Annotated in this window: 25 protein-coding genes; 10 read left to right on the plus strand and 15 right to left on the minus strand. The window is 72.5% G+C overall.

Going from position 1 to position 22554, the window contains the following annotated elements; all coding sequences use genetic code 11:
- Positions 1-15 precede the first annotated feature (15 nt).
- Genes EXE45_RS12510 through EXE45_RS12515 form a run of 4 tightly spaced genes read left to right on the plus strand, consistent with a single transcriptional unit; the run spans position 16 to position 2688 of the window.
- Positions 16-1260, plus strand: a complete 1245-nt coding sequence (locus EXE45_RS12510) for an ABC transporter substrate-binding protein (protein WP_137694526.1) — start codon at positions 16-18, stop codon at positions 1258-1260.
- Complete coding sequence (locus EXE45_RS20485; RefSeq protein WP_199233628.1) at positions 1261-1437, plus strand: hypothetical protein; 177 nt, start codon at positions 1261-1263, stop codon at positions 1435-1437.
- A complete protein-coding gene (locus tag EXE45_RS19655; protein ID WP_158293707.1) occupies positions 1434-1580 on the plus strand; it encodes a hypothetical protein in 147 nt (48 codons plus the stop codon). The genes EXE45_RS20485 and EXE45_RS19655 overlap by 4 nt, the downstream gene beginning before the upstream one ends.
- A 25-nt stretch (positions 1581-1605) precedes the next feature.
- On the plus strand, positions 1606-2688 hold the full coding sequence (locus EXE45_RS12515; RefSeq protein ID WP_137694527.1) for a hypothetical protein: 1083 nt from the start codon (positions 1606-1608) through the stop codon (positions 2686-2688).
- A 40-nt stretch (positions 2689-2728) separates the two neighbouring features.
- Here the strand turns inward: EXE45_RS12515 and EXE45_RS12520 are convergent, their stop codons facing one another.
- Both EXE45_RS12520 and EXE45_RS12525 read right to left on the minus strand, forming a co-directional pair.
- Positions 2729-3823 carry a TrmB family transcriptional regulator sugar-binding domain-containing protein gene (locus EXE45_RS12520; RefSeq protein ID WP_137694528.1) on the minus strand — a complete coding sequence of 365 codons (1095 nt, stop codon included), beginning with the start codon at positions 3821-3823 and terminating at the stop codon, positions 2729-2731.
- A 115-nt stretch (positions 3824-3938) separates the two neighbouring features.
- Positions 3939-6251, minus strand: a complete 2313-nt coding sequence (locus EXE45_RS12525; protein ID WP_137694529.1) for an alpha-amylase family glycosyl hydrolase — start codon at positions 6249-6251, stop codon at positions 3939-3941.
- A 103-nt stretch (positions 6252-6354) separates the two neighbouring features.
- On the opposite strand from EXE45_RS12525, the gene EXE45_RS12530 reads away from it, so the two are divergent.
- Entirely contained in the window at positions 6355-8556 is a 2202-nt protein-coding gene (locus EXE45_RS12530) for a glucan 1,4-alpha-glucosidase (RefSeq protein WP_137694530.1), read from the plus strand.
- 453 nt (positions 8557-9009) lie between these two features.
- On the opposite strand, the gene EXE45_RS12535 is transcribed toward EXE45_RS12530, so the two are convergent.
- From EXE45_RS12535 to EXE45_RS12550, 4 genes are all read right to left on the minus strand, one after another.
- A complete protein-coding gene (locus EXE45_RS12535; RefSeq protein ID WP_092921014.1) occupies positions 9010-9195 on the minus strand; it encodes a hypothetical protein in 186 nt (61 codons plus the stop codon).
- A 98-nt stretch (positions 9196-9293) separates the two neighbouring features.
- Positions 9294-10112 carry an imidazole glycerol phosphate synthase subunit HisF gene (gene hisF, locus EXE45_RS12540; RefSeq protein WP_092921015.1) on the minus strand — a complete coding sequence of 273 codons (819 nt, stop codon included), beginning with the start codon at positions 10110-10112 and terminating at the stop codon, positions 9294-9296.
- A 46-nt stretch (positions 10113-10158) separates the two neighbouring features.
- Complete coding sequence (locus EXE45_RS12545; RefSeq protein WP_137694531.1) at positions 10159-11208, minus strand: glycosyltransferase; 1050 nt, start codon at positions 11206-11208, stop codon at positions 10159-10161.
- A 100-nt stretch (positions 11209-11308) separates the two neighbouring features.
- Positions 11309-11581: a helix-turn-helix domain-containing protein gene (locus tag EXE45_RS12550; RefSeq protein ID WP_092921017.1), complete on the minus strand. Its 273-nt coding sequence runs from the start codon at positions 11579-11581 to the stop codon at positions 11309-11311.
- Positions 11582-11732: 151 nt separating this feature from the next.
- On the opposite strand from EXE45_RS12550, the gene EXE45_RS12555 reads away from it, so the two are divergent.
- Both EXE45_RS12555 and EXE45_RS12560 read left to right on the plus strand, forming a co-directional pair.
- Positions 11733-12125, plus strand: coding sequence for a PPOX class F420-dependent oxidoreductase (locus tag EXE45_RS12555; RefSeq protein ID WP_092921018.1), 393 nt, complete (start codon positions 11733-11735; stop codon positions 12123-12125).
- Between the two features lie 99 nt (positions 12126-12224).
- Positions 12225-12944: a class I SAM-dependent methyltransferase gene (locus tag EXE45_RS12560; RefSeq protein ID WP_137694532.1), complete on the plus strand. Its 720-nt coding sequence runs from the start codon at positions 12225-12227 to the stop codon at positions 12942-12944.
- A gap of 22 nt (positions 12945-12966) precedes the next feature.
- On the opposite strand, the gene EXE45_RS12565 is transcribed toward EXE45_RS12560, so the two are convergent.
- Positions 12967-13377, minus strand: a complete 411-nt coding sequence (locus tag EXE45_RS12565; RefSeq protein WP_092921020.1) for a TRAM domain-containing protein — start codon at positions 13375-13377, stop codon at positions 12967-12969.
- A 125-nt stretch (positions 13378-13502) separates the two neighbouring features.
- Between EXE45_RS12565 and EXE45_RS12570 the strand changes: the two genes are divergently transcribed.
- Positions 13503-14411: a dihydrodipicolinate synthase family protein gene (locus tag EXE45_RS12570; RefSeq protein ID WP_092921021.1), complete on the plus strand. Its 909-nt coding sequence runs from the start codon at positions 13503-13505 to the stop codon at positions 14409-14411.
- Positions 14412-14437: 26 nt separating this feature from the next.
- On the opposite strand, the gene EXE45_RS12575 is transcribed toward EXE45_RS12570, so the two are convergent.
- Entirely contained in the window at positions 14438-15229 is a 792-nt protein-coding gene (locus EXE45_RS12575; RefSeq protein WP_092921022.1) for a YkgJ family cysteine cluster protein, read from the minus strand.
- A 116-nt stretch (positions 15230-15345) separates the two neighbouring features.
- Here EXE45_RS12575 and EXE45_RS12580 point away from each other — a divergent pair, with 116 nt between their 5' ends.
- Positions 15346-15792: a DUF5788 family protein gene (locus tag EXE45_RS12580; protein ID WP_092921023.1), complete on the plus strand. Its 447-nt coding sequence runs from the start codon at positions 15346-15348 to the stop codon at positions 15790-15792.
- A gap of 59 nt (positions 15793-15851) precedes the next feature.
- On the opposite strand, the gene EXE45_RS12585 is transcribed toward EXE45_RS12580, so the two are convergent.
- The 6 genes from EXE45_RS12585 to EXE45_RS12610 all read right to left on the minus strand — a co-directional run bounded on the left by EXE45_RS12585 (position 15852) and on the right by EXE45_RS12610 (position 21023).
- Positions 15852-16322 carry a Rieske 2Fe-2S domain-containing protein gene (locus EXE45_RS12585; RefSeq protein WP_092921024.1) on the minus strand — a complete coding sequence of 157 codons (471 nt, stop codon included), beginning with the start codon at positions 16320-16322 and terminating at the stop codon, positions 15852-15854.
- A 135-nt stretch (positions 16323-16457) separates the two neighbouring features.
- Positions 16458-17057, minus strand: coding sequence for a hypothetical protein (locus EXE45_RS12590; protein WP_137694533.1), 600 nt, complete (start codon positions 17055-17057; stop codon positions 16458-16460).
- Between the two features lie 77 nt (positions 17058-17134).
- Complete coding sequence (locus tag EXE45_RS12595) at positions 17135-18073, minus strand: aminotransferase class IV (protein ID WP_137694534.1); 939 nt, start codon at positions 18071-18073, stop codon at positions 17135-17137.
- Complete coding sequence (locus EXE45_RS12600) at positions 18066-18713, minus strand: aminodeoxychorismate/anthranilate synthase component II (RefSeq protein ID WP_092921027.1); 648 nt, start codon at positions 18711-18713, stop codon at positions 18066-18068. Before EXE45_RS12600 ends, EXE45_RS12595 begins: the two co-directional genes overlap by 8 nt.
- Positions 18710-20404, minus strand: a complete 1695-nt coding sequence (locus EXE45_RS12605; RefSeq protein ID WP_137694535.1) for an anthranilate synthase component I family protein — start codon at positions 20402-20404, stop codon at positions 18710-18712. The genes EXE45_RS12600 and EXE45_RS12605 overlap by 4 nt, the downstream gene beginning before the upstream one ends.
- A 58-nt stretch (positions 20405-20462) precedes the next feature.
- Positions 20463-21023, minus strand: a complete 561-nt coding sequence (locus tag EXE45_RS12610) for a helix-hairpin-helix domain-containing protein (protein ID WP_137694536.1) — start codon at positions 21021-21023, stop codon at positions 20463-20465.
- Between the two features lie 103 nt (positions 21024-21126).
- Between EXE45_RS12610 and EXE45_RS12615 the strand changes: the two genes are divergently transcribed.
- Entirely contained in the window at positions 21127-21585 is a 459-nt protein-coding gene (locus tag EXE45_RS12615; protein ID WP_137694537.1) for a transporter, read from the plus strand.
- 584 nt (positions 21586-22169) lie between these two features.
- Here the strand turns inward: EXE45_RS12615 and EXE45_RS12620 are convergent.
- Positions 22170-22554, minus strand: a 385-nt coding sequence (locus EXE45_RS12620; RefSeq protein ID WP_369333757.1) for a shikimate dehydrogenase, incomplete at its 5' end; no start/stop codon positions are given.

Genomic DNA, 22554 nt, shown 5'->3' on the forward strand with positions numbered 1-22554 from the left:
GGGAGGCCTAAAAGTATGCCCAGCAAGGACGCGGTACCCGAGGAATCGACCCGCAGAGCGTTCGCGAAGTACGGCGGTACGGTCGCTCTCGGCGGCCTGCTCGCCGGGTGTACCGGCGGCGACGCGAGGAACGACCCGTCCGGTTCCGACGGCGACGGAGGGAGCTCGACCGACGGCGAGGCCGGCGACTCGGACGCCTCCGCGACGGACGACACCGACGACGGGAGCTACACGGCGTCCATCTCGCCCGTGGGCGAGGTGACGTTCGAGTCGCCCCCCGAGACGGTGTTCACCCGGCTCACCCACCACGCGGGGATGGCGTTCGCGCTGGGCCGCGGGGACGACGTCACCGCCCTCCACGCGCCCGACTACTACGACGGCCTCTGGAACCAGTTCGTCGAGCGGCTCCCCGGCGTCTCGCTCGACTGGTCGGGGCTCTACTCCTCGTGGCAGCCCGACAAGGAGCAGCTGTACGCGCTCGACAGCGACCTCCACCTCGCGGACCCGGCGTGGATCACCCGACAGGACGCGTGGAGTCGCGAGGACATCGACGAGATCGCCGAGCGCGTCTCGCCGTGGTTCGGCAACTCGCTCTCCGACCGCCACCAGGAGCCGACGGGCGAGTGGGCCGACGGGTACCAGTACTACGGCCTCTGGGAGCAGTTCGAGATCGTCGCCGACGCGTTCCGGGAGCGCGAGCGCTACGAGGCGCTCGCGACCGTCCGCGAGGACCTCCTCGCGACGATCGAAGAGGGGCTCCCGCCGGAGGCGGAGCGCCCGACCGCGATCATGATCGCCGCCGCCGACATCGAGGAGATCTACGCGTACACGCTGAGCAACCCCGGGTTCCTCACCTCGCACACGCGCCCTCTCGGGCCGCGCGACGCGTTCGAGGGGAGCGTCGAGTCCGGTGCCGTCGTCGACTTCGAGGCGATCCTCGAAGCCGACCCCGACGTCATCCTCTACCTCGGCGGCTTCGAGCCGGGGACCGACATGGCCGGCCGGCGGACCGCCTTCGAGGAGGACCCCGTCGGCTCGAAGGTCGCCGCGGTGAAACACGACCGCGTCCACCCGCAGGGCGCCAGGTATCAGGGACCGATCCTCAACCTCTTCCAGCTGGAGATGACCGCGAAGCAGCTCTACCCGGACGCGTTCGGCGAGTGGCCGCGGTACGAGGAGGGCCCGTACCCGGAGATACCGGCGGCGGAGCGGCTGTTCGACCGGCAGCGGGTCGCGGACGCCATCAACGGGGACCTGTAGATGCGCGCCCGCGAGTGGACCGTCGCGGCGACGTACAGCGACCCGACGGCGTACGGCATCCCGGCGCTGCCGACGTGGCGCGTCGAGCGCGGCGGGACCGACGGGATCGCGTTCGCCGCGACCGACCGCGACGAGCCCTTCATCGCCGCGGAACGGCCGGTCCGGGTACGCCGGTGACGGGAGGTTTCACCGACCGCTCCGGCGGTTCGGGCGGGTTCGGCGGCGCCGACCGCTCGGCTCGCGCCACGGGCGCGACCCGCGACCGGTTCGCCGAGCCACACCCGGGCCCGCAGGAGACGTACCCGAGCCCGGAGGAGTGACCGGCCAGGCAATCAGGAGCGACACGTGATCGGAACCACCCTGCTCGACATCGCGGACCACATCGAATCGCTCGCGAGCGAGGACGGCGAGTTCTCGCTCGTCTGCGCGCGGTACGGCGACCGCCCGGTCCCCGCTGCGGGGCTGCGGTTCGACAGCCGCGAGACCGCCCGCGCGGCGGCCCGGGTGACGGAGCAGTACCGCGACGCGCTCCGCCGGTACGACCCTGAACTCCCCTTCTACGACGTGGTCGTCAGACAGGGGTTCGTGGAGCCGCCCTCGCGGCCGACGGGGCGGGACGACGGAGCGCGGACGTCTGCTCCCGACGACGCCCCGACGCCTGTCCCCGACGATCCCGCGACGTTCGCCCCCGACGACGGGGAGGCGCCGCCCGACGAGCTGACGGATCGGATCGTTGACGGCGCCGCCCACCGCCGGCCCGGCGGCGACGACGGGCCGACGGACCGCCGATCCGCGGACGAAGCCGGAGAGCGCGGACCGGCCCGCGACCGCGTCGAGTTCTGTCACGCGACGGCCGCGGCGACGTTCGAGGCGCTCTCCGCCGGCGGCCACGACCGCGTCGAGTCGGCGGTCATGGACGCGTACTTCTCGCTCGCCGAGCGCGTCTCCGACCCCGACGACCTCTGCCTCTGTCTGCTCGAAGCGATGGCGGCCGCCCTCGACCGACACCTCGATCCGACGGCGCAGGCGGCGGTGGTGGCCGACGCCGCCGAGCGCCTCCCCGACCCGCCGGAGCCGTCCGCCGCCGATCCGGTCGGCGCGGCGTTCGACCGCCTCGCGGCCGTCGGCCTCGTCGGGGGCTACGAGCGCGTCGACGACGCGGGACCGGCCTCGAAGGCCGGGGCTCCGGACGACGACGCGACGGTCCGGGTCACCGGGTACGCGCTGTCGCCCGCCGACGGACGGGTCGCGACCCTCCCGGCCGCGCTGGAGGTGTGCCGTCGGGATTCGCGCGGGCGGATCGCCGGGATCGCCCTCCTCGCGTCGGCCGGCGACTCGACCGGTTCGGACTGGTGGGTCAGGGTCGATCCGAACGCTCCCTCCCTCGACGGCGGCCCGTCGACCGCGTCGGTTCCCCCGGGGAACTGACCGCCGCCGTAGCGACGCGTCGCCCGCCGCGCGCCCCGATTCACCGCGACTCGGCGCCCGCGTCGTCGCTCTTCTCCTCCTCGTCCGGCTCGATCCGCACGAGGTCGGCCTCGACGTCCTCGACGAACGCGCCCTGGCCCCCGACGGTGACCTCGCCGTCGTCCGTCTCGACGACGAGCGAGTGCTCGACCGGGAACTCGTTGTTCGTCGGCTCCACCATCCCCTGTCTCGTCTCGACGACGCGGCCGACGACCTCGGCCGGCTCGTCGCTGTCGGTCCACCGGCCGCCGACGGTCACCCGCGGCGGGTCGCCGGCGCGGAGCCGGAGGGTCGCCTGGAGGACGGTGTGTCTGAAGTCCGTGTACTCGGCCGGGAGCGGCGCCGGGTCGGCGACGGCGACCTCGGTCGCGGCGGGCCAGTAGTTACCGAGGAACGACCCGACGATCACCGGCGCGAGCTGCTCCTGTGCGAACGCGATCGCCTGTCGGTCGGTCGTCGACCGTCGGAGGAGTTCGGGCGGGGAGACGACGCCGGCCGCGGAGTCGACGGTGAGCAGCGTCGGCATCGCCTCGCTCCAGGTCCGGACGACGTTCGCGACGCCCGACAGCGCTGGGTCGTCCGCGTCGAGGTCCGCGGGCGCGTCGGAGACGACGAGCAAGACGAGGACGCCGCGCTCGACCGCGTCGACGAGCCCCTCCTTCACCTCGGGGAGCTGCTCCGCGGTAATCGACAGCGTCACCTCCGAGTCGGCGTCCGAGAGCAGCGACCGGATCCGCTTGATCACGGTGACTCGCGATTTGATCACCTCGAACTGCTCGGCCTGCCGCTCCACGCGGGAGTACCGCTCGGCCAGTCCGGGACGCATCGCGTCCACGTCGGACCGGAGCCGGTCTATCACCTCATCGGGCGGGTTCGCGCGGATCGTCGTCGGCACGACGTGGTCGTTCACCTCGACGAAGCCGCGGTCCGCCAGCGACTCGCTCACGCTGTAGACGTACCGCTTCGAGACGCCCGCCGCGTCGGCGACGGTGCTCGCCTTCGCCTCGCCGTGTTCGAGCAGACTGAGATAGGTGTCGACCTCCTTGTCCGAGAGCCCGAAGCGACGGAGGAGGTCGGTCAGCGTCCGGTCGTCCATACGAACGCCTCTCCCGAGCGACACTTATAAGAGTCGGTCCCGGGCGTCCTCGCCGCCCCGCGACCGGCCGGCGACATCCGGGCCGTCACCGTAGCGGGGCGACGGCGTCGACCACCTATCGGAGTACTGCGACGGCGTCGACCGCGACCCGGGCCCCGCCCTCGCCGTCGTCCTCGGCCGCGCTCTCGTCGCCCGCGAACAGATCGGACTCGACCGCCTCGGGCGCGGCGACGGTCGCCGACGTCTCGGCGAAGTTGACGACGACGAGGAGCGGGTCGTCGGCTCCGTCTCCCTCGGGCGGCGTCCGCTCGTAGGCGACCACGCGCTCGGCGTCGCCGTCGACGACGCGGATGTCGGCCGCGCGGCCGTCGAACGCCACCTCCCCCTGGCGGAGGAGCGGTTCGTCCTCGCGCAGCGCGGCCAACTCGCGGTGGAACTCGGTGAGGTCGTTGTCGCCGTCGTGCCACCGGATCGGACCGCGGTACGTCTCGTTGCCGCGCTCCTGGCCGGCGTAGATCATCGGCGCGCCCGGCAGCGTGAACGTCACGGCCGCGGCGGCGCGCAGCGCGTCTCTCCCGTACTCAGCGAGGTACCGGTCCTCGTCGTGGTTCTCGACGTAACGCATCTGCGCGCCGGGGTCGTCGAAGCCGAGCCACTCGCCGCGCGCGAGCGCGGTCTCGACCGCGTCGGCCGGCTCGTCGCCGCGACCGACCGCGCGGAGCGTCTCGTACAGCGAGGTGTCGTAGTGGCGGTGGAACTCCCCCTCGCCGTAGAACGGGTCGTGGGGAATGGTCTCGTCCAGGAGGAGCACGTCGTCCGGGACGCGGTCGGCGACCTCCTTCCAGAACCCGTGCGGGACGCCCCACGCCACGTCCGCGCGGAAGCCGTCGACGACGCCGGCCCACTCGTCGACGACGTCGAGCAGCCACTCGCGGACCGCCGGGCTGTCGTAGTTGAGGTTCGGGATGCGACCCCACTCGAAGTAGTAGTCCGGCACGTCGCCGTCGCCGAGTTCGGCCCAGTCGATCCCGGTCACGTCGGCGGCCCCGTCGGTCCGGCGGTAGTGGTCGGCGTACGCGTCGACGCCGGCCGAGTGGAGCTGGAACGCGGGGTGGTCGCGAGAGGTGTGGTTGATCACGAGGTCGAAGACGACGTAGATTCCGGCGTCGTGGCAGGCGTCGACCAAGGACTCGAACGCCTCGCGGGAGCCGAGGTCCGCGGCGGTGTCGTAGTAGTCGGTGACGTGGTAGCCGTGGTCCGTCGGCGACGCGAGGACGGGAGTGAGCCAGAGCGCGTCGACGCCGAGATGTTCGAGGTACTCGACCCGTCGCTCGATCTCCGCGAACGTCGTCGGGAGCGTGTCGCCCGCGAACGACCGGACGAACACCTCGTAGATCGTCGGCGACTCCGCCCACTCGGGGGTCGGGTTCGGATCGCTCACCTCGACCGACTCACTCGCGTCCCCGTTCGTCTCGATCCGCACCGTCTCCCCGGCCCCGTACCGGTCGCCGTGCGGGACCGCGCGGATCCGGACCGAGTCCGGGAGGTCGTCGAGCGGGACCGAGAGCGTCCGCCCGTCCGCCCGCGACTCGATCGCCGCGACCGTCTCCGGGTCGGCGTCGCGGTCGTCGACGAGGAACGTCGCGTCGAGCGCGTCCGGGTCGCCGCCGCGCTCGACCTCGTCGACCGCGGGCGCGGGCTCGACCCCGGCGGTCAGGCGGAGTCGGTCGCGCCCCGTCGGGTCGTCGCGCCCCGCCGAATCGTCACCCGCCGCCGAGTCGCCGCCTTCGACGACCGTCGCGTCCAGCGAGAGCCGCGGTCGGCCGGGACCGGGCACCTCGCACTCTCCGTGGAACGCCGCCGAGCGGTCGCCGTTCGGGACGAAGCCGTAGCCGTGTCGCCCCGGCGGGACGCGGACCGAGGCGACCCACTCGTCGCCGTCGCGCTCGGCGCGGTCGAGCGCGAGCCGGTTCTCGTTGTGGGGCCAGAGCAGCGAGACGGTGTCGACCTCGTCGTCGTCCACCGGGAGGTCGGCCGCCGGGACGCGGATCGCCGCATCGCGCCGCTCGTCGGGGAAGGCCCTGACGCGCTGGCGGTGGACGCCGTCGGGCGCGTCGAGCGCGAGGGCGTAGGTCCCGGGGGCGTCGGGAACGAGGTGAACGACCGGGTCGTCGTCGCGGTCCGTCTCGCCCGCGCGCAGGACCGCAGACGAGGGGCTCGGGGTCGACGGCCCTTCGCCTCCGACCGCGGTCGCCGGACTCGGCGGCCCGGCCGCGTCCGGGTCCGGACCGTCCCCGGTCGCGAGGGCGCTGTCGGCCGGCGCGTCGCGGACGGTCCACCGGTAGGTCCCGTCGGGATCGGGGATTCGCGGCGACAGCTCCACGGACTCGCCGACGCTCGTCGTTCGCGGGGGGCCGGGTTCGTACACGCACGTCACTCGGCGCGCCGCGGTTTGAGGGTTTCCGTTCGACAAACGAACGAACAATAATTACACCAAAGGTTCATGTCGGGCGCCGGCGTGTGTTCGCGTAATGCAGCTCCGCGACGCGCTCGACGACTACAAGCGCCACGCCGGCGAGGGAACGCGTTTCCCCGGCGAGCGGCGCACCGTCACCGGTCGGTTCTCGGGCGGAGACGGGCGGCTCGTCCACGTCGGCGGCGACGGCGAACTCCGCGACTTCGGCTACCCGCTCACCGGTCGGACCGGGCTCGTCCGGTCGCGGATCGGCCTCGCCGTCGGCGACGAGGTCGCCTGGCTCGACGAGGCCGACACGACCCAGCGGTACGTCGGCGACGCCGCGCTCGTCGAGACGGTCCACGAGACGGCCCGCGCGACGGTGACCCGCCACGACGTCACGCTCGGCGACGCGCACCTCACCCGGGCGTCGGTCGAGTTCGACGACGCTGACGGGGGCAGCGCCGGCTCGAACGATGCCGCCGACCCCGCGGACGCCTCGCTCGTCGTCTACGCCCGCTTCGCGCCCGACGGCCGCGACGACCGGGTGGGGCAGCTCCGATACGACGACGCCGTCGAGGTGTTCCACGCCGACGAGCACGACTTCCTCGCGAGCGCGACCGGCTTCGCGGACCTCCGCGGCCAGCTCCCGGCGACGTTCCCCGAGCTGCTCGACGATGACCCCACCGACCTCCCGCGGGCCCGCGACGGCGACCGCTACGAGGAGGAGCGCCTCTCCGGCGAGGTGATCGCCGACGTGCCGTTCGACGACGGGGTCGCGACGGTCGCCACGCTCCTGGCGGACCGCGCGGAGACCGACCGCGAGGCGGCCCGCGACCGGCTCGACGCGCTCTTCTCCGACCTCGACGGCGTCGACGCGCTCGCGGACGCGGCCGCCGACGCGCTCCCGTCGGTGCCCGAGTCCGCGCCTGCCCGCGAGTCGGTGGTCGCGGACCTTCGCGTCCTCTCGCTGCTCTCTGCCCCGTCCGGGCTCCGGATCGCGGGGCCGGACTTCGACCCCTACTACGAGCACTCCGGCGGCTACGGCTACACGTGGTTCCGCGACGACGCGGAGATATCCGGATTCCTGCTCGGCGCCGCCGACGCGCTCGGCCTCGACCTCGGCGACTGGCACGCCCGCTCCGCCCGGATGTACGTCGCCACGCAGCGCCCCGACGGCTCGTGGCCCCACCGGGTGTGGCCCCGCGACGGCGCCCTCGCGCCCGGGTGGGCGAACGCCCGCATCGAGGACGGGCCAGACGTCGACTACCAGGCCGACCAGACCGGCAGCGTCGTCGCGTACCTCGCGCGGGCCCGGGCGGCGGGCGTCGCCGGACCCCGTCCGGCTGCCAGCGGGACGTCGTCCCGCACTGTCGACGTCGAGGGGCTCGACGCCACCCTGGTCGCCGCGCTCGCGGGGCTCGACCGGACGCTCGAACCCGACGGCCGCCCGGTCGTCTGTCAGAACGCGTGGGAGGACTCGGCCGGCCGGTTCACGCACACCGCGGCGACGTTCCTGGAGGCGTACAGCGAGCTCGGCCGACACGGCGAGGGGCTCGCCGCCGACGCGCTCGACGACCCCGACGCCGTGCCGGGCGCCGCGTCGCTCCCCGACGACCTCGCCGCGCACGCCCGCGACCGGGCCCGCGAGGTGTACGACGCGCTCGACGACCTGTGGCTGCCGGACCGGGGCTGCTACGCGGTCCGCGAGACGCTCGACGGCGGGGTCGACGGTCGGCTCGACTCCGCTACGCTGGCGCTCGCGGCCGCGCACCGCTCGTTCGACGCGCTCGGTGCGGACGCCGGCAATGGGGGAAGCGAAGCCGGCGCGGTCGACGAGGAGCGCCTCGACCGGTTGGTCTCGCACGTCGAGACGGTCGTCGACGGGCTCTCCCACGAGAGCGACGCGATCGCCGGGCTGATCCGCTACGAGGGCGACGGCTGGCGGCGGGCGGACCAGGAGTCGGAGAAGGTGTGGACCGTCTCGACCGCGTGGGGCGCGAACGCCTGCGCGGAGCTCGCCGCCTTGCTCGCGGCGCGCGACGACCCGCGCGCCGCCGAGATGGCGGCCCGGGCCCGCGACCTGCTCGCGCACGTCTCGCCCGGCGGCTCCCTGTGCGAGCCGACGACGTACCTCCCCGAGCAGTTCTTCGACGACGGGACGCCCGACAGCGCGACCCCGCTCGGCTGGCCGCACGCGATCCGACTGGCGACGGTCGCGCTGCTCGACGAGGAGCTCTCGCAGTTCGCCGACCGCGCCCCCGCGGACGACGACTGACCGGACCTCGGCGACTATTTATTAACGACCGCGGTGCGGTCGGCGCGTGCCGACGAGCGCCCGAAGGGCGCGAGTCGCACGCGCGAGGGACGCGGCGACCGAAGCGAAGCGAGGGAGCCGCGAGGCTGGGGAGGTGTGAGGTGCGGTGCTGTGCGGTGCGGGGTGGGACTCAAAGGGGCAGCCGCGAGGACGACGGCGCGCGACGTAAGCACCGAAAGGAGCGAGTGAAACGAGCGACTGAGGAGCGCAGCGAGCGCACCGAGTCCTCGCGGCTGGGGCTTTGGGGGTGTTCTCCGCGGCAGCAGCCACGTATCGCCGAGCGGCTGGGGCTTTGGGGGTGTTCTCCGCGGCAGCAGCCACGTATCGCCGAGCGGCTGGGGCTTTGGAGATGTTCTCCGCCGCTCCGCTCACGACGATTTATAGACAACCAGCAAAACCACAGCGAACCCGATCTTATCGCCACTCGTCGCGGGGCACGCAGTCCTCCTCCCGGACCGTCACCCAGCGGGTGGTCCGCTCGTCCGGGTCGACGTCCCGCTCGAAGAACGTCACCTCACCGCCGCCGTCGCCGTCGGTCCGTTTACAGACGAGCTCGGGCGACCCGTCGCGAACACGCGCGGATGACGTGGACGTGGACATACGTCACGCTTCGCGCTCGGTCGGATAATAACTGTTGGTTTCGGCCGCGTAAAAATAAAAACTACACCGGTAGTTAACGCCGAACCGCCACCCCGCGCTCAGCGTCGCACCGGGACGCCGCGCTCGTCGAGGTACGCCTTCGTCTCCTCGATGGAGTAGTCGCCGAAGTGGAAGATGGAGGCCGCGAGCCCCGCGTCGGCGTTCGCCTCGGTGAACACCTCGTACATGTCCTCGGGGCCCCCGCAGCCGGAGGAGGCGATGAGAGGCGTCGAGACCGCCTCGCCCACCGCCTTCATCAGCGGGACGTCGTAGCCGTCCTTCGTCCCGTCCTTGTCGATGGAGTTGACGAACAGCTCGCCCGCGCCGCGCTCCTCGGCCTCCGTCGCCCACGAGACGGCGTCGATACCGGTGCCCTCGCGGCCGCCCTTCTTCGTACACTCGAACCACACCGTCTCGCCGTCGTCGTCCTCGTAGAAGTGGTCGCCCGCGTCGTCGTACCGGCGACGCGCGTCGATCGAGATGACGATGCACTGGCTGCCGAACGCGGCCGCGCCCTCGTCGATCAACTCCGGACGCTCCAGGGCGCCGGTCGTGATCGACACCTTGTCCGCGCCCGCTCGCAGCGTCTCCTTGATGTCGGCCTTGGTACGGATGCCGCCGCCGACCGTGAGCGGAATGAAACACTCGTCGGCGACCGCGTTGACCACGTCGAGCATCGTCTCGCGCCCGTCGGCGCTGGCGGTGATGTCGAGGAAGACGAACTCGTCGGCGCCCGCCGCGTTGTACTTCTTCGCCAACTCGACGGGGTCGCCGGTGTACTCCAGGTTCTCGAAGTTGACGCCGGTGTACACCGCGGCGTCGCCGTCGTCGTCGAGGTCGACGTCGATACAGGGGATGATGCGCTTCGTGAGTCCCATTCGTTGTCGGAGCGTTGGCCGCGCCCTCGGTTAAAAGGCGCGGGGCTCACTCGGCGTCGTCGGCCGCCCCGGCCTCCCCGTCGCGGTCCGCTCCGCTCCCCTCGTCGCGGTCCGCCGCTTCCCGTCGGTCGTACTTCGCGACGGCGCGGTCCGCGCGCGTCGAGATCCCGTTCGGGTTCCGCGCGGGGCTCCGGTCCCGCCGCCGCGCGACGAGCCCGTCGGAGGTCCCGCCGGTGAGCCCGAGCAGTACGTCGCGGCCCGTCGCGGCCCACCGCGTGGGCGTCGACTCGCCGCGGACCACGTCCCTCGCCGCGCCGAGCGCGTCTCCGACGGCGTGCGATCCCGTCCGGAGGAGGACGGTCGGCCGCACGCCGTAGTTCTTCAGCAGGCGGTAGGCGAGGCCGCGGTACTTCCAGCCCCACTCGTGGGCGCTGCGCCCGCCGTCCGCGGCGGTCGGGGTCGGGAGCTCCCTCCGTGCGGCCATCGCCGGCCGCCACGTCACCTCGCGGTCCACGCGCGCGAGCCGGTGGGCCGCGTCGCGCGCGCCGCCGACTCGGAGGTACTCGTCGAAGCCGTCGAGGTCCCGCAAGGCGTCCCGTCGGAAGGCGACGTTGCCGCCCTCGAAGTAGGTGACCGCTCGCCCGGCGATCCGCCTGCGTTCCGGCGTGTTCTGGCCGTCGACGGCCGCCTCGTCCGGGCGTTTCGAATCCGTTCCCTCCGCGGGATCGGCGTCGGCGGCGGTTTCGCTCCGCGGTATCGCCGTTACCGGTCCCGAGACCACGGGCGCCGCGTCGAGACCGGCGCTGACCGCGTCGCGCCACCCCGGCTCGACCCGGTTGTCGTAGTCCACCAGCGCGACCGCGTCGCCCGTCGCCACCTCGACGCCGGCGTTGCGGGCGACGTTCACCGTGCGGTCGGAGATCTCGACCAACACGTCGACGTCGTCGCGGCCGCGAACCATGCCGGTCGTGCCGTCGGCCGAGGGGCCGTTGACGACGATCACCTCGGCGTCGGGGGCGTTAGCCGCCAGCGCGTCGAGGCAGGCGGCCAACCGATCCCGACCGTTGAGCGTCGGGACGACGACCGAGAGCTCCATACGCTCCGCTATCGGGCCGAGAAGGTAAAAAAGACCGCGTGTGCGCCCGGCCGACTCACGTCCTCGCGGGCCGGGCGCGTTCGGACGGCGAGAGGACCGTTCAGACCGTCAGGTAGTACACCTGCTTGCGCGCGTCCTTGAAGCTGTACCGCGAGTCGACGAGGCCCTCCTCCTCGAGGCGGTTGAGCGCGTAGCGGACGGTGCGGTCGGGAAGCAGCGACTCCTCGGCGAGGCCGCCCTGCGAGAGGGGGGAGTCTCCCTCCAGTACCTTCGCAACGAGCTTGGCGCTCGGGGGTAGCTCGCGCAGGCGGTCGCGATACTCGGACTCCGACAGGCGGTCTTGGTCAGCGGTCTCCGCGGGACTGGTACTCATGTCTCACACGAATTCCGCGAGTAGTGGTAAAGGTTGGCTACATATAGGGGAATCTGCCTGTGATAATATAATGTGTTAATATTACTTTTCAGCCGACCGTTCCGAGTGATCCATCCGGCACGTTTTCCGCCGGGCGTCCGTACCCGCTCGCGTGATTCCCGAGTCTCACGTCGACATCCTCGAAGCCGAGTCGTACGCGCACTTCGCGACGGTCGGGCCGGACGGCCTCCCCCACGTCACGCCGGTGTGGGTCGACCACGAGGACCGCGAGTACGTCCTCGTCAACACCGCTCGCGGGCGACGGAAGGAGCGAAACGTCCGCGAGAACCCGAAGGTCGGCGTCAGCGTTCTCGACCCCGACGACCCGTATCGATACGTCTCTGTCCGCGGCGAGGCCGAACTGACCGAGGCGGGCGCCCGCGAGCACATCGACGAACTCGCCCGCCGGTACTTCGGCGTCGACGAGTACCCGCACCACGACGAGGAGGAGGGCGCTCGGGTGATCGTCAAGGTGCCGGCCGAGAACGTCGCCACCAGCGGGTGACCGAACTCGCCGCGGGAGCCTCCCGACCGCCCTAACCGAGGGCCGCCGCCGGGCCGCTTCCAGTACGGTTTTGTCGGTCCGGCGTTCATCACGGACAACGTGAAGGGACAGGACTGGTACCAAGCCGACGAGGTCGCCGAGGAGTACGACGACATCCGGTTTTCCGGCGGCGGACAGCTCATCGATCGCCGGGAGAAGGAGGCCGTTCTCGCCGCGCTGGGCCCGATCGACCCGGGCCACCGCGTGCTCGAGGTCGCCTGCGGTACCGGCCGGTTCACGACGATGCTCGCCGACCGGGGCGCCGACATCGTCGCGCTCGACGTCTCCCGCGAGATGCTCGAACAGGCCCGCGCGAAGGTCACCGCCGCCGGTCACGCCGACGCCGTCGAGTTCCTCCGCGGCGACGCCTCGCGGCTCCCGTTCCCCGACGACCACTTCGACACGGTCGTCGCGATGCGCTTTTTCCACCTCATGGACGACCCGGTGCCGTTCGCGAAGGAGCTCCGCCGGGTCAGCCGCGGTCAGGTGTTCTTCGACACGTTCAACGGGCGCAGCCTGCGGACGCTGTACACCTGGCTCCTCCCGATGGGCTCGCGGCTCTACTCCGAGCGGGAGGTAGCGGCCATGCTCGGTGAGGCGGGGCTCACGCTCGCGAACGAGGAGCACGACTTCGTGTTACCGTACGGCTTCTACCGCGAGCTCCCGGGCCCCGTCGCGAAGCCGTTTCGGGCGCTCGACGAGCTCGCGGGCGATACGATCCCCGGCGACTACGTCGCCTCGGTGTCGTACTGGGACGCCCGAGTGCCGGACGAAGGGTGAGCGCGGGGCGAGTCCTCCGGCTTCAGCCGGCCTCTTCGACGACTTCCCCGACGGCGAAGTTGGACTTCACCTCGGTCACTTCGATCTTCACGCGTTCGCCCACCTCGGTGTCGGGGACGATGATCACGTAGCCGCGTTCGACGCGAGCGATCCCGTCGCCCTGCTTGCCGAGGTCTTCGATCTCGACGTATCGCATCTCGCCCGGTTCAACCGGGGGTTGCGGCCCGTCATCGCTCCGCGAGGCGGACGCGTCGGCGTCGGCCGTCGCCGCCGAAGAGCCGTCGCGGGCGACGAGCGCGACGCGGTACGTCTCGCCCGGCTCCAGCGATCCGGTGTCGATCTCTCGGCTGGGCACGTCGACGACGTACTCGCCGTCGGCGGTCTCGCGGACTTCCGCGCTGAACAGACAGAGGAGCTTCTCGGAGATTTCCATAGTAGACTCCATCGGACTCTCGTGACGGGTCTGTATAGTTGTACCGCCGACACAGTTAGGATTCGGTCGCCCGCGAGCGGTCCGCGGGGACCAACGCCTTTGTCGTCGCCGTCCGAAGGCCGACCGTGACACTCCTGGATCTCCCTCACACCGCCGTCTCGCCGCCGATCGTGACCCCGTTCGCCGCCGCCGACCGCGACGTCGACACCGCCGCCCTCGCGAGCCACGTCGACGCGCTCGTCGAGGCCGGGATCGACGGAGTCGTCCCCTGCGGGACGACCGGCGAGTTCGCCAGTCTCACCGACGACGAGCGCCGGACCGTGATCGAGACCGTCGTCGACGCGGCCGACGGGCGGGCGCCCGTGATCGCCGGCGCGGCCGACACCGCCGTCTCGCGGGTGCGCGAGCACCTGTCCGACGCCGCGGCGGCCGGGGCGGACGCCGGGCTCGTCACGCTCCCGTACTACCACGCGTCGACGGGGCCGGAGGGGCAGCGGGCGTTCCTCGAGGCCGTCGTCGACGACGCCCCGCTCCCGGTCCTCCTGTACGACATCCCGGCGACTGTCGGGGAGTCCATCGACGTCGACGTGCTCGCCGACCTGGCGACCCGCGAGTCGGTCGTCGGGGTGAAAGACACGACCGGCGACCTCACCGGTCTCGAGGCGAAGATCAGCGGGACGCCCGACTCGTTCGCCGTCTTCCAGGGCGTCGACGCACAGCTCTACCCGAGCGCGAGCCTCGGCGTCGACGGCGGGATCCACGCTCTCTCGCAGGCGGTCCCGGAGGTCTTCGTCGCGCTCACCGAGGCGATCCGCGACGGCGGCGACGACCGGGCGCTGTCGCTCCACCGCCGCGCGGTCGCGCCGCTGTTCGCTCGCTGTGCCGACCACGGCTTCGCGCCCGCGACGAAGGTCGCGGCCGCCCACCGCGGGTTCATCCCCGACCCGGCCGTGCGCCCGCCGCTCGCGCTCCCGGACGAGGCCGCGCGCGAGGAAATTCGCGCCGACGTGGACGCCGCGCTCGACGCCGTCTGACTCCCCCAAAAGCCCGGAAGCGACCGCTACCCTTCGCGGATAGGGGTCCCGTCGGCCCCCTTCGGCCCCTCGGAGTCGAAGACGACGACGTCGCCGTCGGCCCGCTCGCGCGCGTCGGGATCGTAGCCGTCTCGGACGCCGATCGCCTCCGCCAGTTCCCGCACCGCGCGCTCCTTCAGCGCGGCGGCCAGCTCCTCGGCGTCCTCGCGGGAGATGTCGCGGCCGAGCCCCTCGCACTCGTGGGCGCGGACGACGCCCGCCTCGTCGACCGCCTCGCCCATCGGCTGGCTCGTCCCCTCCAAGGCGACGCTGAACGGGTACGTCCGGCAGATGAGCGGGCGCGCGTCGTGGACGGTGCAGGCGCCCTCCCCGTCCGACTCCTCGTAGAAGGCGCAGTCGCCGCAGTCGTCGGTCGCGAGCGCCCACTCGAACGTCTCCCCCGTCGGCTCTCCGTCTCCGTCCGCGTCGAGGCCGAACGGCATCGGCCGGGCCACGTCGCGCCAGTCGTACGCCTCGTCGAACTCCGCCTCGGCGGCGTCGGCGACGCGCCGGACCTCGTCCGGAAAGACCGTCGCGGTGTGGGGCTCGCGGTCGGCGTCGCCGTCCGCGCCGCCGTGGCACTCCGCGTCGGTCCCGGCGCTCTCCTCCCCGTCGTCCGCTCCCGCTCCCGCCGGCGCCCCACCCGGCTCGTCGGGAGCGTACCCGGTACAGCAGCCGCCGCAGCGCGTGCACTCGAAGCCGATGGACTCGATGGCGTCCGCGAGGTCCGCGACGTCGAGGTCGCGGGCGGCGTCGAGTTCGGCTTCGAGCGATTCCATGCGACCCGGTTGCGGCGCGACGCGGTTAACGTCGTCTCTTCGAGTGACGCCCGCTTCGTTCAGCTGGCGCCGCCCGGGCGAAGGAGCGAAGTGCGCCCGCCGCCTACCGACCCGGCGTGAAGGAGTACGAGCGGAAACAGCTCTTAGAGCGGGTCAACCGAGAGTCCTCGACGGTCGGCGTCGACATCCCGGAGTCGATCGAGATCCAGGGCGAGGAGATAGATCTCCGGTCGTTCGTCTTCGAGATCAAGCGGCGCGACTCGGTCCCGCCCGGCGAGCGCGACCGCGTCGAGCGCGCGAAGCGGAACCTCCGCCGCGAGCGGCTCGACCGGCTCGAACCCATCGAGGAGAACGAGGTGAGCCGCGAGGAGGGCGAGGAGCTGGCGTCGTCGATCATCGGCATCGACCGCGCGCTGGAGGCGCTGGAGGGGCTCGACGCGCCCGACCCGGAGACCGAGGCGAAGCGACAGGAGGCCGCCGACCGGAAACGCTGGATGAACTTCCTGAAGAAGGCGCTCGGCCGCGACGACGCGAGCGGCGGCGGCGGGCGGACGCGATTCTGACCGGTCGCGGTTCGGTCGCGGTCGCGGCAGTCAGCCGCGTCCGGAGATGCCCGCGCGGCTCAGTTCCCGGTGAAGTCGATCCGCGAGCCGCCGCCGTCGTCCTTGTCGGCGGCGGGGCCGAGCCGGACGAACTCGTAGGCGTCGTCGTCGAGGTACACCGCGTCGCCCGTCACCGCGACGGCGACCGATTCGAGGACGGCGCCCTCACAGGGGCCGAAGTTGCAGTAGCCGCCGTCGGCCTCGAACGTCGCGCCGTGCTTCTGACAGAACACCTCCCCGTCGCGCACGAACGCGCCGTCGTCCTTGTCGAGGCGGATGTCCGTCCAGTGCTGACAGTAGTTGCGGAACGCGCGGACCTCGCCGGCGGCCCGCGTGAGTATCGCCTCGACCTCCGGGGCACCGTCCTCGCTCGCCCCGATGTCGCCCTCGCCCTCGTCGACCGCGTCGGGATCGACCGGGCGCAGCGTCGCGAGCAGCGTGCTCTCTTCCGGAACCTCCTCGACGCCGGCGATCCGGCGGTGCTCGTCCATGCCCGTCCGAGGCCGGCGACCGGCTTGAACGTTGTGCGTTCCGGGGTCGGGCGCCGTCCGTTCCGGGGTCGGGCGCCGTCTGTTCCGGAGTCGGGCCGTCTCCGCGTCGGCGCGACGCCGAGTCGGGCGCCCGGCTCAGGCCCCGAGCCACTCGTCGTCGCGGACCTCGTAGCCGTGCTCCCGACAGTGCTTCGCCGCCCGTCGGCGCACGTCCCGCGACCCGGGGACCGACTCCCCCTCCGCGATCCGGTCGACGACCCAGTCGGCGACCGCGCGGACGCCCTCCTCGTCGTCGAGTTCGTTGACGTCGCTCAGCGCTCTGAAGGTCCGTTCGAACGCCTCGTGTTGCGACCGACCGAAGTCGGCGTTCTCGAGCGCGGCCGCCGCCTCCACCACCCGCTTCATCGCGGCCGCGACCGCCGGTCGCCGCACCCGCTCGCGGACCGTGGCCGGCGTGTCGAACGCCTCCAGGTCCGCGTCGGGGACCAGGTCAGCGACGGTGTACACGCGGGAGTCCGTCTCGAGTTCCCGCTTCCCGACCGCGGCGACGATCTCGCGGCCCGTCGCCGGGAAAGTCAGCGGCTCGAGCGCCCCTTCGAGCGCCTCGGCCGCCGCGTCGTCGATCGGCGGCTCGGCCTCGTCGCCGCGTTCTAACTCGGCCTCGACGTCGCGCTCGCGCCGTCGTCGGTCGTCGTCCGCGGCCTGTCTCTCTCGTCCGTTCTCGTCGTCTGCCATCCGTCATCTACGGTCCCCGGCGGCATAACGGCGTGGTCGAAATGCGGCGCGGAACGCTTCTGCGGGCCGAAATTCGGTTACAGCCGCTCGCCGTCGTAGCCCGCCTCCTCGATCCGCCGGTCGAACAGCCGCGAGAGGAGGGTCGTGAGCGGCCCGGCGACTCCCTCGCCGTCGCCGTCGACCGCGATGCCGTCGACGGTCGCCACCGGTCGGACCTCCCACGTCGAGTTCGTGAGGAAGACCTCGTCGGCCTCGCGGACCGCGTCCGGCGCGTACGTCCCCTCCTCGACGGGGATCCCCTCCGACTCCGCGAGATCGATCACGGTCGCCCTGGTGACGCCGGGGAGGATCGGCCCGTCGAGCGAGGGGGTCTTGAGGGCGGTGCCGTCGACGAAGAAGAGGTTCGAGGTCGCCCCCTCGGCGACGTGGCCGTCCGGGTCGAGCAGCAGCGCCTCGTCGGCGCCGGTGACCCGGAGCTCGAGCCGGGCGAGGATTCCGTTGAGGTAGTTGTGGGTCTTCGCCGCGGCCGGTATCGCTCGGTCCGCGACCTTGCGCGTCTTCGTCGTCTGGAGCGCGGCCGGGCCATCGTGGACCGGGTCGCTCCCGACGCCGCCGCGCGCGAGCGGCTTCGCGATCACGACCACGGTCGGGTCGACCTCGGGGTTCGGGTCGAGCGTGCCGGGCTGGACCCCCCGCGAGATCGAGAGCTTGACGTACGCGTCCGCGAGGTCGTTCGCGGCCAGCGTCTCGTCGACACGCCGCTTCAGCTCCGCGTCGTCGATCCCGTGGTCGAGCGCGAGCGTCTCGCAGGTGTCCGCGAGCCGGTCGGCGTGCGCGTCCCACCGGAAGAGGTCCCCGCCGTACGCGCGCATCGTCTCGAAGGCGGCGTCGCCGTAGGCGAACCCGCGGTCCTCCACCGAGACGGTCGCCTCGGCGGCCGGGACGAGGTCGCCGTCGACGTGGTACAGGCGGTCCGCGTCGCCGGTCGCCTCGGACCGCTCGGTGGGATCACTCACGGTCCTCGCACGCCTCCACGAAGTTCCGCACCATTCGCTTCCCGCGCGGCGTGAGGATGCTCTCCGGGTGGAACTGGACGCCGACGTGCGGCTTCTCGCGGTGGCGCACGCCCATCACGACCTCGCGCTCCTCGTCCGTGCGCGCGGTCTCGACCAGCTCGTCCGGGAGGTCCTCGCGCTCGACGCACAGCGAGTGGTAGCGCCCGACCCGGAGCCGGTCGGGGAGGCCGGCGAAGACGCCCTCGCCGTCGTGGGCGATCGTCGAGGGCTTCCCGTGGACGACCTCGGGCGCGTGGCCGACGCGGCTCCCGCGGCTCGCGCACAGCGCCTGGTGGCCGAGACAGACGCCGAACACGGGCCGATCGAGTTCGAAGACCGCGGTCGATATCCCGGCGTCGGCCGGGGTGCCCGGCCCGGGCGAGACGACGACGCCGTCCGGGTCGAGCGCGCGGATCCCCGCGAGGTCGACCGCGTCGTTCCGCCGGACCGTCACCGCGCCGGCGACCTCTCCGACGTACTGGACGAGGTTGTACGCGAACGAGTCGTAGTTGTCGACGACGAGGACCCGCGCGTCGGACTCGCCCGCGCCGCGGCGCCAGTCGCCCTCCCCAGCCCCGGAGTCGGCACCGCCGCGCGTCATCGCTCGACCGCCCCCTCGGTCGGCTCGTCGGCCCCCTCCTCGACCGCCATCCCGCCGGCGGCGAGCGCCTCGTCGACCGCGCTCACCAGGGCTCGCGCCTTCGCGAGCGTCTCCTCGTACTCGGCGTCCGGGTCGGAGTCGTGGACGATCCCGGCCCCGACCCGGAGGTGGTACTCGGCGGCGTGACGGACGAGCGTCCGGATGACGATGTTCAGCGTCGCGCGCCCGTCGAACCCGGTGGCGAACATCGACCCGGTGTACGGCCCGCGGCGCGTCGGCTCCAGCTCGTCGATTATCTCCATCGTCCGCGGCTTGGGCGCGCCCGTGACGGTCCCCCCGGGGAAGCAGGCCGCGACCGCGTCCGCGAACCCGACGTCGGGCCGCGCCTCGCCCTCGATCAGGCTCACGAGGTGCATCACCTCGCTGTAGCGGTCGACGCGGCGGTACTCGCTCACGTCGACGGTGCCGAACCGCGACACCTTCCCGAGGTCGTTGCGCTCTAAGTCGACTAACATCGCGTGTTCGGCGCGCTCCTTCTCGTCGCCGGTCAGTTCGGTCTCCAGCGCCGCGTCGTCCGCCGCGGAGGCGCCCCGCGGCCGCGTCCCCGCGATGGGCTCCGTCACGAGACGCGCGCCGCGCTCGGGGTCGTCGGTCGGCTCGCGTTCCAAGAGGAGCTCCGGGCTCGCGCTCACGAGGTCGACGCCGCTCGGACGGTCCCCACCGTTCCCCTCGGTCCCGCCGAACTCGATCAGCCCCGAGTACGGAGCGGGGTTCACCGCCCGGAGCGCGTCGTACGCCCCGACCGGGTGGACCGCGGCCGGCGCCGTCAGCCGTTGGGAGACGTTCGCCTGGAACGTGTCGCCCTCGCGAACGTGCCTTTTGACCCGCCGCACCGCGTCGGCGTACCACCCTCGACCCACGTCGCTCTCGAAGGTCGCGCGCTCGGCGCCCGGGTCCGGCGCCGGCTCAGCGGCCGGATCGCCGGCCTCGATCCGGTCTATCAGCGCCCCCGCCCGATCCGTCCCCTCGTCGAACAGCGCGTCGAGCGCGTCGCGGTCGGCGTCCGGGTCGTCGAGCCCGCCCGGAACGCGGGGACAGGCGGTTACTCGAAGCGGAATCGTCCCACCGGCGCCGTCCGCGCGGACGGGGCATTCCCAGGCCGCGATCCGGTCGAACAGGGCGGCCTGAAGCCGCGGGAGTCCACGGTCGTCGGTCGCCCCGGAACCCTCGGGGGCCGCGGGCGGGAAGTCCTCCAGCTCGCGGGCGGCGTCGTAGGAGAGCCAGCCGAACGCGCCGCACGGGTACGGCACGTCGCAGTCGCCGCGCGCCAGCGTCTCGCCGTCGAGGACCCCCTCCAGCGCCGACAGCGAGGGCGACGGGCGCCGGTAGTCGCCCGTCGGCTCGCCCGCCTCGCCCCGCGCCGGCTCGCCCGTCTCGCCCCGCGCGCCGGCGACGACCGCCTCGCCGGAGACGGTCAGCCGCTCGACCGGGTCGACGCCGAAGTACCCCCACCCGGACTGGCCGCCGGTCGTTTCGTAGAAGACGCCGCCCGGGCCGTCCCGCGCCCGGCGGTAGGCCGCGAAAGGGTCTTCGACGGCGACCCGGAGTTCGACCGGGACCCGCGCGCCGTCCGGCGCCGCGGCGGCGACCGCGCGGAACCGGTCCCGATCGGTGTGTTCCGTTCGACTCATGGGACCCTGTTCGGCGGGGGCGGTGAAACAGTTGCGGTCGCCCGAACGCGGCCCGCCTTCAGAACTCGCTCGCGCGGTCGATCCACGTCGCGGCGCGCTTCTCGCCGACGCTCGTCCCCTCGGCGATCTCGCCGGCGTCCGCGCCGGCGAGCTCGTCTACCGTCTCGATCCCGATCGTCGCGAGCCGCTCCGCGTACGCCGGGCCGATGCCCTTGATCTCCGTGACGCTCGGGCCGCGGTCGTCGCCGTCGACCGCGATGTCGTCCTCCCGCCCGGCCGCGGCCTCCGCCGACTCGGCCGCCTCGTGGTCGTCGGTCGCGTCGGCCCCCTCGTCGACGAGCGACTCGGTCGAGGCGGCGGCCTCCGTCTCCGTGGCGACGGGCTCCTCGCCGGCTTCGGCGCCGCCGTCGGATCCGTCGTCATCGATCTCGTCCTCGACCGATTCGTCCGCGACCGGCTCGCCGATCCCGTCGTCGACGGGGCCGTCGTCGCTCTCCGCGGCCGCCTCGGCGGCGGGTTCCGACTCGCGCTCGACGGTCACTTCGGTCTCGCCGGACTCTCGCCCGCTCGAACCGCTCCCGAACCCGAGTTTCTCTTTGAGCTTCTGGAGTAGGGCCATCGCCGGCGGCTACACGTGCGAGATATTTAAAAACCCTCTCCGGCGCAACCGCTCGCCGCTCCGTCTCGCCTGTTTATAAGTGGGGCCGGGGCGTTCCGGTCGTATGAACGTCGTCAACCCGGTCATGTGGTCGGTCCACGTCGGCTTCGCCGTCCTCTGGGTCGGCAGCGTGCTGTTCGTCACCCTCGCGGTCCTCCCGCCCGCGCTCCGCGGCGATATCGGCGGCGACGCGCTGGGCTCGGTCGTCGGCCGCCTGCGCTGGATCACACGGATCAGCGCGGTCGCGTTCGTCCTCTCGGGCGGGCATATGGCCGGGACGCTGTACACGTTCGAGTCGCTGACGGGCACGCCCCGCGGTCACCTCGTGTTGACGATGCTGGGGCTGTGGTTCGTCGGCACCGGGCTCGTCGAGGTCGGGGGATCGAAGCTGGCCGACGGGCTCGACGTCGGGAAGCTCCGCGAGCCCGCCCGCGACGCCAAGCCGTTCCTCTACGGCGCGTCCGCCGTCTCCATCGGGCTCATCGTCACCGCGGGGCTGCTCGCGAGTCCGGGACCGGTTTAACAACGCTCGGCTCGGGTGATCGCTTTTTAAAACGCCGCTCATTTATAAACAGCTAACAGCAGATCGATGACGAACGGCTCCAAAGCCCCCGTCGCTCGCCTATGAATAACTGACTGAATATCGGCGGCAAACACCTCCAAAACCCCAGCCGTGAGGCGGGCGCACGCTCGCTGTCGTTCGAGACGCCGAAGGCGTCTCGTGATGACGAGAGAGCTTCGCTCTCTCGAACCACGCTCCTCGGTCGCTCACTCCGTTCGCTCCCTGCGGTGCTTACGTCGTCATCGGAACGCGGAGCGTTCTGATTGGCTCACGAGAGCTCCGCTCTCGTGAACGCCTGCGCCCGCCTCACGGCAGCGTGGCGCGTAGCGCCACGGGCAACCGGCGGCGGAGCCGCCGGTGACTGCCCCTTTGCGTCCCGCCCCGCACAGCACCGCAACCGCACCTCACGCCTCCCCAGCCTCGTCGGCCGGCCTCCGCGTTGCTCCGGCCGACCGACTCCCTCGCGGTCGGTTCGCGGCCGCCGGTGGCGGCCGCTCACCGGCGCGCCACCGCGTCGTCCATTTATAAACAGTCGCGCCGCCGACTCACTCCAACTCCGCCCGCAGCGCCGCGTTCATCGCCTCGACCGGCGCGTCCTCGCCGGTCCAGATCTCGAACGCCTCGAGGCCCTGGAACAGCAGCATCCACGCGCCGTCGACCGTCGTCGCGCCCGCGGCGGCGGCCTCGCGCAGCAGCCGCGTCTCGATCGGCGCGTACACCGCGTCGAGGACCGCGAGGTCGCCGTGGAGGTGTTCGGCGGGGACGGGGGTCTCGTCGGGCGCCTCCATCCCCACGCTCGTCGCGTTGACGAGCAGGTCGGCGGCGGCGACGCGCTCGCCGAGGTCGTCGAGGCCGCCGCCGGTCGCGCCCGGCACCGCCTCGGCCAGCTCGACCGCGCGCTCCGCGGTTCGGTTCGCGACGCGGACCGCC

This window comes from Halorubrum sp. SP9 (assembly GCF_005435015.1).
Classification (GTDB): Archaea; Halobacteriota; Halobacteria; order Halobacteriales; family Haloferacaceae; genus Halorubrum; species Halorubrum sodomense.

Bases quoted from the DNA above. Each gene is read 5' to 3' on its own strand.
- EXE45_RS12550 (WP_092921017.1), bottom strand. From the start codon at position 11,581: ATGAGTACCAGTCCCGCGGAGACCGCTGACCAAGACCGCCTGTCGGAG.
- EXE45_RS12510 (WP_137694526.1), top strand. From the start codon at position 16: ATGCCCAGCAAGGACGCGGTACCCGAGGAATCGACCCGCAGAGCGTTC.
- EXE45_RS12565 (WP_092921020.1), bottom strand. From the start codon at position 13,377: ATGGAAATCTCCGAGAAGCTCCTCTGTCTGTTCAGCGCGGAAGTCCGC.
- EXE45_RS12575 (WP_092921022.1), bottom strand. From the start codon at position 15,229: ATGGAATCGCTCGAAGCCGAACTCGACGCCGCCCGCGACCTCGACGTC.
- EXE45_RS12535 (WP_092921014.1), bottom strand. From the start codon at position 9,195: ATGTCCACGTCCACGTCATCCGCGCGTGTTCGCGACGGGTCGCCCGAG.
- hisF (WP_092921015.1), bottom strand. From the start codon at position 10,112: ATGGGACTCACGAAGCGCATCATCCCCTGTATCGACGTCGACCTCGAC.
- EXE45_RS12605 (WP_137694535.1), bottom strand. From the start codon at position 20,404: ATGAGTCGAACGGAACACACCGATCGGGACCGGTTCCGCGCGGTCGCC.
- EXE45_RS12600 (WP_092921027.1), bottom strand. From the start codon at position 18,713: ATGACGCGCGGCGGTGCCGACTCCGGGGCTGGGGAGGGCGACTGGCGC.
- EXE45_RS12585 (WP_092921024.1), bottom strand. From the start codon at position 16,322: ATGGACGAGCACCGCCGGATCGCCGGCGTCGAGGAGGTTCCGGAAGAG.
- EXE45_RS12545 (WP_137694531.1), bottom strand. From the start codon at position 11,208: ATGGAGCTCTCGGTCGTCGTCCCGACGCTCAACGGTCGGGATCGGTTG.
- EXE45_RS12530 (WP_137694530.1), top strand. From the start codon at position 6,355: ATGCAGCTCCGCGACGCGCTCGACGACTACAAGCGCCACGCCGGCGAG.
- EXE45_RS12520 (WP_137694528.1), bottom strand. From the start codon at position 3,823: ATGGACGACCGGACGCTGACCGACCTCCTCCGTCGCTTCGGGCTCTCG.
- EXE45_RS20485 (WP_199233628.1), top strand. From the start codon at position 1,261: ATGCGCGCCCGCGAGTGGACCGTCGCGGCGACGTACAGCGACCCGACG.
- EXE45_RS12590 (WP_137694533.1), bottom strand. From the start codon at position 17,057: ATGGCAGACGACGAGAACGGACGAGAGAGACAGGCCGCGGACGACGAC.
- EXE45_RS12610 (WP_137694536.1), bottom strand. From the start codon at position 21,023: ATGGCCCTACTCCAGAAGCTCAAAGAGAAACTCGGGTTCGGGAGCGGT.
- EXE45_RS12615 (WP_137694537.1), top strand. From the start codon at position 21,127: ATGAACGTCGTCAACCCGGTCATGTGGTCGGTCCACGTCGGCTTCGCC.